This is a genomic window from Planctomycetota bacterium, from assembly GCA_018242585.1.
Taxonomy (GTDB): Bacteria; Planctomycetota; Planctomycetia; order Pirellulales; family PNKZ01; genus JAFEBQ01.
On the sequence record JAFEBQ010000003.1, the window covers coordinates 149,598 to 161,150 of the forward strand.

Below are 11,553 nucleotides of genomic sequence, written 5' to 3' on the forward strand. Positions count from 1 at the left end.
CTATAACGGTTGTCCGGCGACTGCCGGCACGGTATGAGTAACGGTGTCGGGGCCCCGTCCCACAGAGCACGCGCGCCATGAACATCCTGTTGGCATCTAGCGAAGCGATTCCTTTCGCCAAGACCGGCGGTCTGGCCGACGTGGCTGGCACCTTGCCCGCCGAGTTGGCTCGGCTGGGACATCGCGCCGCGCTGATCATGCCCGCCTATCGCCGAGCGCTCAAAGCCGGCTTGCCGATCGAAGCCACGGGGCTCGACTTCGAAGTCCAACTCGGCTCGCGGACCGTGGCGGGCACGTTGCTGCGCAGCCAACTGCCCGGGACCGACGTGCCGGTCTATCTGGTGCGTCAGGATCAGTACTATGACCGGGACGAGCTGTACGGCGCCGGCGGCATCGACTACGAGGACAACTGCGAGCGGTTCGTCTTCTTCTGCCGGGCGGTCTTCCAGGCGATCCGGCTGTTGAAGCTGCCCGTCGATGTGATCCACGCCAACGATTGGCAGACCGGACTCCTGCCGGCGCTGTTGAAGATCGAGCATCGCGGCCGGCCGGGCTTCGAGCGCGTGGCCTCGCTGTTGACGATTCACAACATGGCTTACCAGGGGCAGTTCTGGCACTGGGACATGACCCTCACCGGGCTCGACTGGAAATACTTCAACTGGCACCAGATGGAGTTCTACGGCAAGCTCAACTTGCTAAAGACCGGCCTTACGTCCGCCGACGCGCTGAACACCGTCAGCCCGCGCTACGCCGAGGAGATTCAAACCCCGGCTTTCGGTTGCGGCCTGGAAGGGGTGCTGCAAGCGCGGCGGAACGTGCTGTCGGGCATCATCAACGGCGTCGACTACGGCGTCTGGAATCCGGCGATCGACAGCCAACTGCCCGAGATGTACGACGCCACGACGGTCGAGCGTGGCAAGCCGGCGTGCAAAGCCTGGCTGCAGCAAGAGTTGAACTTGCCGGTTGACCCGCGCGTGCCGCTCATCGGTTTTGTTGGCCGACTGGCCGAGCAGAAGGGGCTCGACCTGATCAGCAACGTGCTGCCCGACTGGATGCACAGCAGCCCGGCCCAGTGGGTGTTCCTGGGCACCGGCGAGCCGCGGTTCCATCAATTGCTGACCGAGATGGCGGCCCGCTGTCCCCAGAAGCTGGCCGTGCAATTGAAGTTCTCCGACGCCATGGCCCACCGCATTGAAGCCGGCTCGGACATCTTTCTGATGCCCAGCCGGTTCGAACCGTGCGGGCTCAACCAGCTATATAGCTTGAAATACGGCACCGTGCCGGTGGTTCACGCGACCGGCGGTCTGGCCAACACGGTGACCGATTGCACGGACGTGACGCTGGCCGATGGCACGGCCACGGGGTTCACGTTCGACGAGTACGACGCTCGGGTGCTCAGCGCGACGCTCGGCCGGGCGTGCGAACTGTACGGGCGCCCCGAGCAGTGGAGCAAGCTGATGCAAAACGGCATGCGCCAGGACTGGTCGTGGGGCCGCAGCGCACGCGAATACGTCGCGCTGTACGAATCGATGCTGGCGCGAATCTAGAGTGTTGCGTCTACGTTACGTACTCCCCTCAAGCCCAGGGGTTTCACCCCCTGGGTTCATATCCCTTCGTCCATCGCCAGACCCAAGCTCCCTCTTCGGCATGCGCAAGAATGTATCGGAACGCGGCGAGTTGATGAGCGCGGTTCTTGATACGTAGCGTCTTGCTTCTTATGCCCCAAAGCTTTCGGCTCCACCCGTGCTTTTTGGCTTGGTGCCAGGCATGCATCTTTGCTGCGCCAGTCCATGCTCGCGATTGTGTTCGTGGTAGTTTTGCCAGGAGATGGACGTGCCGGTTGGCAACGGCAATGCAGATCACCATCGCTCCATTTCGTTCGAGCCGTTCCCTCAGCGCTTCGCCGATCACGGGGCGGAGGCGCGGCGGAAACGATGCGGGGCGATGCATCATCTCGCGCTTGCTGCGACGTTCCCGTTCTGCATACTGCTCTGGCGGTGGCGGATTCTTATAATCACCCTCGACATGTTCACGATGGTGACGTGTGCGAAAGCCACGCAAATCGCCGTAAAGCCAGGCACCATAGGCGGTGAGAACGATGTGCTGCCAAATAGGTTGTTCGGTACACATGGTCAGAGGAACCCAGGGGGTGAAACCCCTGGGCTTGTGGATCATTTTTCGAGGTGTATCGAGTATAGAGCTATACAGTCGTTTTTCCCGCCGTGCGCGCAGGGATCGATGCGCAACTGGACGATCGCGCCGCGATACCGCGGCGCGTTGGCGAGTAGCACGCGATACTCGCGCTGTTTACCGTCGCCCACGATGGGAAACGCCAGCCGCCGTTGTTCGCTGAACCCCGACTCGGCCAGCGTGCTCCAGAACACCTGAGCGTGTGTGTCACTGGTCTTGATGGCGGCAGCGATCACCAGCGTGCCGGCTGCTTCGGCCTGCCAGAACGTCGGCGGTGAAATCAACTGCGGGTCGTCTCGGTCGAGCTTGACCACCAGCGGCCCCCGCTCGCGATTTGGCGGCGCGGCCTGCCAGGCGTTGTCCGTGGCGTTGATCCAGTTCCAACCTTGCCGCGCGTGCGTGAAATGCCAGCGCGGCAACCCGAGCCACGCGGCATGGGACGCCACCCAGGCCCGAATCTCGTCGAGCGAGCCCAGCAGCAGAGTGTAGCGGTAGTCGTAGCGAATGTCGTGGTCGATGATCTCGCTGCGCACGGGCGACATGTACCCGGTGGGATTGTCCTTCGGCCCTCCTTTTCCTGGCTTGCCGGCAAACCCGCCGCCATAGAACACACAATCCGGGCTATAGATTCCCAACCCCCAGTCGCGATCGTTCACCAACGCCGACCAGCGCTCGGTCGCGTACCAATGGGTCCACGGCCCCGGTTCGCCGGCCGGTTTGACGATTTGGGTCAGCGCGCCGCCGGTGAAGGGGCGTGGGCCGTTGTAGGTCATCAGCTTCCAGTACGGCCCGTTGGTATAAACCGCTGGCAGCTCTTGCAGCCGGGCCTGGTACTGCGTCTTATCCGCACGGTGATTGATAAACCGGCAGCGCACCTGAGCCGCGCGGCCATTGAGTTCGATCCAGCATTCGTACTCACACTCGCCGGGCACATTGTCCAGCGGCCACTGCATGGGGCGACACTTTACGTACAACGTCCGCCCGTCGTTGACGTGAGCCAGAATCTCGGAGCCATGCCCAAAGTCGTCGCCGGTCTGGATCGGGTTCCAACCGATGTGTTCCCAGTGGGGCTTCGGCCGTTTGTCGCCGATAGTGAACGGGACCGGCCCCGAGTAGTGGGACATCTGAATCTGGCGTCCCAGGTCGTAGCTATTGACGACGTTCTCGTCGCGCCCCGCCGGCGAGAAGTAGGTGATCGCCCCGCCAAGTTTCAGATCGACGCCGATCTTGACATTGCCGTTGTCCAGATAGCTCATCGAGTCTTCGCCCGCGCGTAGCGACGCAGCGAAGCACAACAGCAACAGCGCAACAACACGAACGGCGTAACTCATGCAGGTGTTCACCGAGAACTAACGTCGCCGACTCCGAAGAAAGAGAATCACTCGTGCGATTCATTCGGACAAAAGTGCGCCAGCAGCTCGGCAATTACAGCCTCGTTCATTGGCGTGACCGGCCCGAGCGCGCGGCCGTTGACCAGCGCTTCGGCCGTCGACTCGAGCACTTCCAACCGGTCGAACGCATCGAGCACCGTCCGCCCCAGCACCAGCACGCCGTCGTTTTCCAGCAGCGCGATCGGCCGCGTCGGCGAGACCGCGGCCGCCACCTGCTCGGGCGCGCTGAACTGCAAGCCAAACGGCACCCGCTGCACGTCGCGCAGGAACAGATAGCTCTCGGGGATGGTTCGCGACTCGAGCTGGGTCGGCGTCACGCTGAAGGCCGTGGCATTCACCGGGTAGCCGTTGACGATCGATTGAATCTCGGGATAGCGATCGTAAACCGCCTGGTGAATCAGCGTGGCCCGGCTGGGCCAACGATCCGCCTCGCGCTGGCTGTGCGAGACCAGCACCAAATCGTCGATGTCGATCCGCGCCCGATCGATCTGGTACGGAGTAATTAGGAACTTGTCGGCGTCGACCCGAGCCGAGAAGGTTCCCTCGGTGCTGATGAACAGCCGCTGGCGATAGCCACGACGGACAAAGTCGCGCAGATTGCGGCGCAGTTCGTTCTCGCCGCTGGTCGGCATGGGGCGATAGAACTCCGCCAGCTTCAGCGCCCCTTGCGGCGGCAACGCCAATTGCTGGTCGTCCAGGTAGCGCAACTTGCCGAGCGCCGTGGCCTTGATGATCGTCTTGGCCGTGAACTCCAGCGTCTCAAAGCGCTGAAAGGCCTCGGACATGTCGCGGCCGGCCACGACCACGCCGTGGTTTTCGAGCATCACACAGTTGTGTCCCGCGGCGAATTGCGCCGCGATGTTCTTTCCCAGTTGCTGGCTGCCCGGCAGCGCGTACGGCGCAAAGCCGACCTCGCCGCACACCCGCCGGGCCTGATGCAACAAACAAGTATTCGGCGCGAGCCGACAGATGCTGAACGCCACCAGCGCCACGGGGTGAGCATGGACGATCGCCCGCAGGTCGGGCCGCGCCGCGTAGATTTGCTGGTGAAAGGGCAACTCGCTCGACGGCGGGTGACGCCCCTCGACCGCGCCGTCGTGGCGCAGACAGACCATGTCGTCGCGCGTCAGGCTCCCCTTGTCGACGCGGGCCGGGGTGATCCAAATGTCGTCGCGCGTATCGTGCAGCGACAAGTTGCCGCCCGAGGTGGTCGTCATCCGATACTGGTAGATTCGCTCGATCGAATCGAGCAACTGATCGCGCGGATGCAGGAAGACTTGGCGATTGAGCATGGAGCAACTTCCCTGATTGCATCTGGCTTTAGTCCCCGGTCAATGACCGAGGGTTGATGACGTGGCAAGAACGATCGATCGTTACGAATGAGCCGCCGTTTCGCGGCAGCAGCGGGCGAACTCTTCCATTTCGACACGCCCGCCGACCACTAGCGGCGTCCGCTGGTGAATGCTGGTCGGCACAATGTCGAGCACGCGGCGGCGGCCGTCGGTGGCGATGCCGCCGGCCTGCTCGGCGATGTACGCGATCGGGTTCGCCTCGTACAACAGCCGCAACTTGCCCGAGGCGTGCTCGGCCGTGGGGGGGTACATGAAGATGCCCCCCTTGAGCAACGTGCGGTGAAAATCGCTGACCATCGAGCCGATGTACCGCGAGGCGTACCGCTTGCCCAGCGCGCCGCCGCGCAGCCGTTCGATCATATCCTGATACTCCGCCGGAAACGTGTCGCGATAGGCCTCGTTGACCGAATAGTACTTCCCCTGCTCGGGCATCCGCATGTTGTCATGGCTGAGAATGTACGCGCCGATCGATGGATCGAGCGTGAAGCCAAACACGCCCCGCCCAACGCTATAGACCAAGATCGTTGACGAGCCATACACGACGTAACCGGCGGCCACTTGTTGCGTGCCCGGCTGCAGCACCCACGACTCGCCGGTGTCGACCGGACCCGAGGTGGGACAGCGGAGGATCGAGAATGTGGTGCCGACGCTGACGTTGACGTCGATGTTCGACGAACCGTCCAGCGGGTCGAAGACCACGGCATAGTGGGCGTTCGGGTTGTGCCGGTCGACGACCAGCGGACATTCGTTTTCTTCCGAGGCCAGCACGCCGACGCTCGAACGGCCCCCCAGCACGTGGATCAGCGTCTCGTTGGCAAACACATCGAGCTTCTGTTGCGACTCGCCGTGGGTGTTCGCGCCGCCGGCGTCACCCACGATGTCCAACAGGCCGGCGCGGCGGACCTTGGCCTGGATCATCTTGGTGGCCAGCGAGATGCCCGACAGCAACATCGAGAACTCGCCCGAGGCGCCGGGAAAGCGACGCTGCTCGCGCATGATGTGCATCTGGACGGTCACGATCGGAGTTTCACCCGCGGCGTTGTCGCGGTCGTCAGTCATGATGCGCTTCCTGTGGTGCGATTGGCCTAAGGCCCTGGCGTGATCTCTTCAATACCTACCCTGTTGGCTTGCGGGCTGCAATGAGCGAAGCGTGCGCCAGGGTCGGCACGGTCGCTTCGACGCGCAGGCCGGCTCCCATGAGCCAGGCCCGATATTCGCCGCCGCTGTACGCCCGCCCTTCGGTAATGCTGAACAAAGCCGCCGAATAGAGCGCGATCGGCAACGGCCCGTCGAGCGCATCGTTCAATAAGACATCGTGGATCAATAGCCAGCCCCCCGCGGGCAAGGCCGCGGCCACGCGGGCGATCAGCCGCCGGCAGTCGTCCACGTCCCAGTCATGCAACACATTGCACAGCAGCGCCACGTCGGCCCCCGCGGGGACCGGGTCGGCGAACATGTCGCCCGGCGCAAGCTGCAGCCGATCATGCACCCCTTGCTCGGCGGCCAATTCGGCCGCGACCTTCAGCACCTCGGGTCGGTCCCAGACCGTGGCCCGCAGCGTCGCGTGCCGCTCGAGCCAGGCGATGCTGTACAGCCCGGTTCCGCCGCCCACGTCGAGCAGGTGTTTGGCTCCGTCCAGCGGCCAGGATCGCGCGAGGACCGGCGCGACGTTCCGCGCCCGACCGGCCAGGGCCAGCGTCAGCGCTCGTGCCGACGCCTCGCGCTCCATGGCCGAGTCGACGCCGCTGCGATAGATGAAGGCGGTGCCGGGCTTGTCGTCGGCGGCCTGGGTCGGACGGTTGCTGCGCAAACAAGCGATCATCCTGCGCACGCCCGGCGTGTCGGCAGCCAGTCCGATGTAGCCCGAGATGTCGAGCGCCCCGCCCGGCGTCAGATGTTCGCGGGCCAACGGGGCGAGCGAGAGCTTTCCTCCGGACTCTTCGAGCAAGCGCATCGCTCGCAGCGCGGAGAACAGGACCACGGCTGGCCGCTCGGCCAGTTGCAGTTCATCGCCGAGCGCCGCCATCGACTTGGGCCCGGCGGCCAAGCGGCCAAAGACGTTGAACTCGTGGACCGCCGCGGTCAGCAACTCGGTCCCATAGCTGCCGCGAAACAACTCGAAGATCGGCGCAGGGTCAGTCTCGGGCAGCGGCAACGGGCGAGGCATAACGAATACAACGGCGCAAAAGACAAACTGACGGTGCGAAGCTGGATGCTGCAACTATCGTAGACGATCAAACCAACCGAAGCGATCGCCTCGCCGGCAACAAAAAAGCCCGCGGCGCAACGCGCCGCGGGCTTCAACTAGCAACTAGGAACCAGCAACTAGCAACTTTTACTCAGCAACCTACTTCGCCGCCAGCTTGTTCACGTCGGTCATCACCGACTCGATGCAGCTTTCACACGACAGTCCTGACTCGAACACGTGGTTCACTTCGACCTTGCCATCGTTGGCGATGATGATCGTGAGTTGGGCTTGCGGGTTCAGCGAGTAGTTGCCCGGGCCGTTCTGGTAATCGACCGGAATCACGACCGGGACATTGGCCAGGTTCTGCGAGGCGAAGCCCTTGGCGGTCGCTTCGGCGGCGGCCTTGTTGTCGGCCATCACGTTGACGAAGGCCCGCAATTGGCTTGCCGAGTTCTTGGCCACGGCGGCGTCGATCTGCTTGACCAGCGAGACCAGCTTCTCGTCGCTGCCGCGGGTAAAGACCATCACCATCGGGCGGTTGCCGTACTTGCAGCGGTAGCAAAGCTCCTTGCCGACCGAGACGTCGTCGTTCGGCGCGCCGCCCACTTTGACCACTTCAAAGGCGCCGATCGACTGGCCGGGCTGCAAGCCGCTTCGTTCGGCGGCGGCCAACGTGCCGACCGCGATCAACAACGCCAGACCAACCGAGAGCATGCGCTTCATGTTTCGAGTTTCCTGTGAAAGGGGGCAAAAGTGTGCCAGGTAAGATTCAATTGGGCAGGGCCGGGGCGGAGCCGTCGGCTTGGGGCTCAATCGCCGGTCGACCTGTGCGGACCCGCTCGGCCGGGGCGGGAGGGTTGTGCCGGGCGAGCCCACCGCCTTCTCACCATACCCGGCATAAAACTCCCCGACAAGCAAGCGTTTTCCTCGGTTTTTTGGCCCGCGGGCCGGGAAGCGTAACCTAGCTTTGGAAAGCGAGTTAGGAGTGATGAGTGCGGAATGATGAGTGATGAATACGGCGGGTATGCGCAGCCGTAACGATCGACCATCGGGCCGTCTTTGTCTTCCTATTCATCATTTCCTATTCATCACTCAGCACTTCCTCCTATGGCCATCATCACCAAGCACGACGAAGCACAGTCGGTCGAACGGCTGCTGCAAGGGTTGATCAAGTCGCAAGGGAACAACGAACGTCGCGGCGACGACCGCGTCGAAATCTCGTTGGCCGTGGCCATCGTCCCTTGCGTCGACGGGGATCCGATGCCCGACTTCGCCTTTGCCGCCTTCACGCGCAATATTTCGTCGGACGGCGTGTCGCTGGTCATCAACCGACCGGTGCCGAGCGACGAGCTGATTGTCGGCTTCCCCGGCACGCCGATGACGTTCGTGTTGGCCAAGGTGCTGCATCGCGACGGAATGGCCCTGGGCTGCTCGCGACTGGGCCTGCGAATGACCGAGGTCGTCGACCTGCCGCCGCATCCGGGCCTGGAACGGTTCTTGATGCAGTAGCGCGTCGGCGCGACTGGCTACGGCGATTTCACCGGCTTGGCTTCGGCGGGAGCTGCCGTGGGCTGGGCTGGCGTCTCGGGCGTGACCATGCGGAACACGAACAGCGCCCGTTCCAACGTGGCGGCGTTGTCGACCCCCACGGCGCGACCCTTGCCCAACTGCGCCCGCGCCCGTTGACCTTCGACCAACGCTTCAGCGCGCGCGACCGCTTGTGGCGACGTCTTGGCGTCGTCGCCAGCATTACCGGCTTGCCGCTGCAGCTTGTTAGTTGTGGCGGCCTTGTTGTCCGCCTCATCGGCCAGCACGATCCGCTGGCCGTAGCCTCGATTGCGGTTCTGCTGCTGGCCTAACTGATTGCCTGCCGACGGGGCCGCTTGTGCGGCCGGTTGCTTGCGATCGGCCGCTGCGGGCGCATTGGCCGGCGCGCCGTTGCGCGCCGCGGCGTCGCGATCGGGGGCGATCGTCGCGCTGACGACCACGTCAGCGCTGGTCGGCGTTAGCACATGAACATTCGTCACCACGTTCGTCTGGTTGCGCAACAGCTCGACGGCCGCGCTCACCTGCTCGCGAGGCGCCAGGCAATAGAACACTTGCACGTTCTGGTCGCTCGACGCGGGTGTCACTTGCCCTTGCGGCCCAGATGCGGCAGGCTTTTGCGGGGCCGCCGCCGCAGCGGCCATTGCTGGTTTAGCCGGGGGAGTCGTCGCCACCTTGGGGGCGTTGCGCTTGGCTGTCGGTTCGGACGACAGGGCCACGTTGTCCGGGTCCGAGTCGGGAACCGGGGCGTGAATCTGCGCGGCCAGGCTTGAAATGCTGACGCCCGAGCTGTCAGGCTTGGCGGCTTTGCCTGTCTGGGGCGCGCTGCCTGGCTGTGAAGGGCTATTGGGCTTCGTGGCACTGCTCGCCATGGCCGGAGCTTTGGCGGCCAGCGCTTCGTTCTCGCCGAGCGATGAGCCGCCGGTCACCTCGATGTCCGACTGGGCGAGCCACGTGGCCACTTGCGGCGGCGGGACCAGAGTGCGATTCACGTCGCAGCAGATGATCAGCATTTGCCCGTTGTTGTCGTTGGCAAAGCCGGGCTCGAGGCCGGCCGTGTAGGCCGACGCCTGCTGCATCACCTCATCGGTGTATCGATCGAGGCCCAGCGGTTCGAGCGACGCCCGAACCCATTGTTGCTCGTCGACGTTCGCGAAGGCTCCGCCGACGCCGGCCGCAGGTGCGGTTGACGCAGCGGCGTTTGAAGCAGGGGCCGCAGGCGTCGCCGGCACGGCCGCAGTCGTAGCCCCGGCCATGGCCGCCGGCGCGGGGCCCGTCGCGGCTGGCGCGCCGGCGACATCCGACGCGCGCCGTTCGACCATTGATTCTGCAACCGGCGCGTTGGCTTCTTGCTTGTCAGCCCGATTCAGGTGGCGGGCAAATTGTTCTTCGGAGCGCGTGGCGGACATCTCCATGTTGGCGGGCAGCACCGCCACCTGGTCGACGTTCCGATCGCGGCTTGGGTTGAAGATCATCATCACCACGGCCGCCGCCGAAGCCAAGGCGACATAGACCCAGGGGCGTCGTCCGGCCGGCAAACGCAGCCAACGGGGGCGGTCCTCTTCGCGCGCCGGGCGCAGCGCCGGCTCGGCGGTCGCCGATTTCTTTGCGGCGGCTTCGCTTGGCTTGGCCGATGGCACCAGGACTTCGCGCTCGGCCGCGCGCAGCACGCGCTGGGCAAAGTCGACACCGAGTGGATCTCGCGAGATCTGGCGCAATTGGGCGCGCTGGGCGTCCAGTTCGTCGAGCAGTTGCCGCGCGCCGGGGTTTTCGGCCAGCAGCGCTTCGGTGCGGGCCCGATCGGCCGCGCTCAGCTCGTTGTCCAAGTAGGCGCTCAGCAGTTCGCTGTCGGCCAGGGGAAGTTGTGGAGTTGTCATGAGTTCACCATCTGCACCGGCGGTCTCTTAGGGAGACACCGCCCGAGGTTCTTTCGCCGAGTTACCAGAACCGTCCGCGACGCTGGCCTTGACCGCGTCGCAATCTTTCAACAGCTCGCGCAATTGCAACCGCGCGCGATGCAGCCGGCTGCGCACCGTGCCGATGGGCACGTCGAGCACCTGGCTGATCTCTTCGTACGACAAATCGTCCATATCGCGTAACACCAGCACGATCCGAAAGTCTTCGTCCAGCGCGGCAAGCGCCTGGTGGACCGCGGTGGCCGCTTGTTGTTGGGTCATGCGATGATCGGGGGCGGGGCTGTCGTCGATGGGCTCGCGACCAAGGCCTTCGCGAAGCGCATCGATCGAAACGGTGGGGCGCCGGCGGCGGCGCTGGCTGAGGGCCAGATTCAAGGCGATCCGGAACAGCCAAGTGTAAAACGCCGCCGAGCGATTGAACGTCTCGAGCTTGACCAACGACTGCACGAACGCATCTTGCACGACGTCCAGCGCATCGTCCGCCGAACCCAGCACATGCCGCATGGCATGGTACAACCGGTCCTGGTACTTGCGGACCAACTCGCCAAAGGCGTCGGATCGCCCGGCGAGCGTTTCGTCGATGAGCTGATCGTCGTTCACGTTGGGTCCGAAGATTGGACGCACAAGACAGGCCCAAAGTTCCCGGCCCCTCCCCCCGCCAGGCGGGAAAAACGGCGGAAACTGCCATCCCTCAAGCGGTTATCTTCGCCGCGAGCCGGGCAGGTGTCAAACTTTTGTGCCTAGGCCCGGGGGATTCGCCACGGGGACACTGAGACACGGAGGACTACACGGAGCAAAGACGTGGGGGTGTGGAGGAGTAACGGGGTGGGGGAGTGAAACACGCTGGCGGTTTAGCCGCAAGGCCATAGGCCCGCGCGCTTGCCGGAAACTTCAGAGAAGACAGTTGAACCGCAAAGGCGCAAAGATCGCAAAGGAATACAAACGCAATCTAAATCCTAGTTAATCCACCG

At 64.1% G+C, this 11,553-nt stretch carries 10 protein-coding genes; 2 read left to right on the forward strand and 8 right to left on the reverse strand.

Translation table 11 applies throughout. From position 1 onward, the window contains the following. The first annotated feature begins 77 nt into the window (after nt 1–77). The gene (gene glgA, locus JSS27_01740; GenBank protein MBS0207653.1) at nt 78–1,547 is read left to right on the forward strand and encodes a glycogen synthase GlgA; all 1,470 of its coding nucleotides are present in this window, start codon (nt 78–80) and stop codon (nt 1,545–1,547) included. A 43-nt stretch (nt 1,548–1,590) separates the two neighbouring features. Here glgA and JSS27_01745 read toward each other — a convergent pair whose 3' ends face one another. The 6 genes from JSS27_01745 to JSS27_01770 all read right to left on the reverse strand — a co-directional run bounded on the left by JSS27_01745 (nt 1,591) and on the right by JSS27_01770 (nt 7,844). Continuing rightward, entirely contained in the window at nt 1,591–2,130 is a 540-nt protein-coding gene (locus JSS27_01745; GenBank protein MBS0207654.1) for a hypothetical protein, read from the reverse strand. A 41-nt stretch (nt 2,131–2,171) separates the two neighbouring features. Further along, a complete protein-coding gene (locus JSS27_01750) occupies nt 2,172–3,446 on the reverse strand; it encodes a hypothetical protein (GenBank protein ID MBS0207655.1) in 1,275 nt (424 codons plus the stop codon). A 122-nt stretch (nt 3,447–3,568) separates the two neighbouring features. Further along, complete coding sequence (locus tag JSS27_01755; GenBank protein ID MBS0207656.1) at nt 3,569–4,873, reverse strand: class II aldolase/adducin family protein; 1,305 nt, start codon at nt 4,871–4,873, stop codon at nt 3,569–3,571. An 81-nt stretch (nt 4,874–4,954) separates the two neighbouring features. Further along, the gene (gene fbp, locus JSS27_01760; protein MBS0207657.1) at nt 4,955–5,992 is read right to left on the reverse strand and encodes a class 1 fructose-bisphosphatase; all 1,038 of its coding nucleotides are present in this window, start codon (nt 5,990–5,992) and stop codon (nt 4,955–4,957) included. Nucleotides 5,993–6,047: 55 nt separating this feature from the next. After that, nucleotides 6,048–7,100, reverse strand: coding sequence for a methyltransferase domain-containing protein (locus JSS27_01765; protein MBS0207658.1), 1,053 nt, complete (start codon nt 7,098–7,100; stop codon nt 6,048–6,050). A gap of 180 nt (nt 7,101–7,280) precedes the next feature. Next, on the reverse strand, nt 7,281–7,844 hold the full coding sequence (locus JSS27_01770) for a hypothetical protein (protein MBS0207659.1): 564 nt from the start codon (nt 7,842–7,844) through the stop codon (nt 7,281–7,283). Nucleotides 7,845–8,228: 384 nt separating this feature from the next. Here JSS27_01770 and JSS27_01775 point away from each other — a divergent pair, with 384 nt between their 5' ends. Continuing rightward, entirely contained in the window at nt 8,229–8,630 is a 402-nt protein-coding gene (locus JSS27_01775) for a hypothetical protein (GenBank protein MBS0207660.1), read from the forward strand. Between the two features lie 17 nt (nt 8,631–8,647). Here JSS27_01775 and JSS27_01780 read toward each other — a convergent pair whose 3' ends face one another. Both JSS27_01780 and JSS27_01785 read right to left on the reverse strand, forming a co-directional pair. Then, on the reverse strand, nt 8,648–10,543 hold the full coding sequence (locus JSS27_01780; GenBank protein MBS0207661.1) for a hypothetical protein: 1,896 nt from the start codon (nt 10,541–10,543) through the stop codon (nt 8,648–8,650). Nucleotides 10,544–10,570: 27 nt separating this feature from the next. Further along, the gene (locus tag JSS27_01785; GenBank protein MBS0207662.1) at nt 10,571–11,182 is read right to left on the reverse strand and encodes a sigma-70 family RNA polymerase sigma factor; all 612 of its coding nucleotides are present in this window, start codon (nt 11,180–11,182) and stop codon (nt 10,571–10,573) included. Nucleotides 11,183–11,553 lie beyond the last annotated feature (371 nt).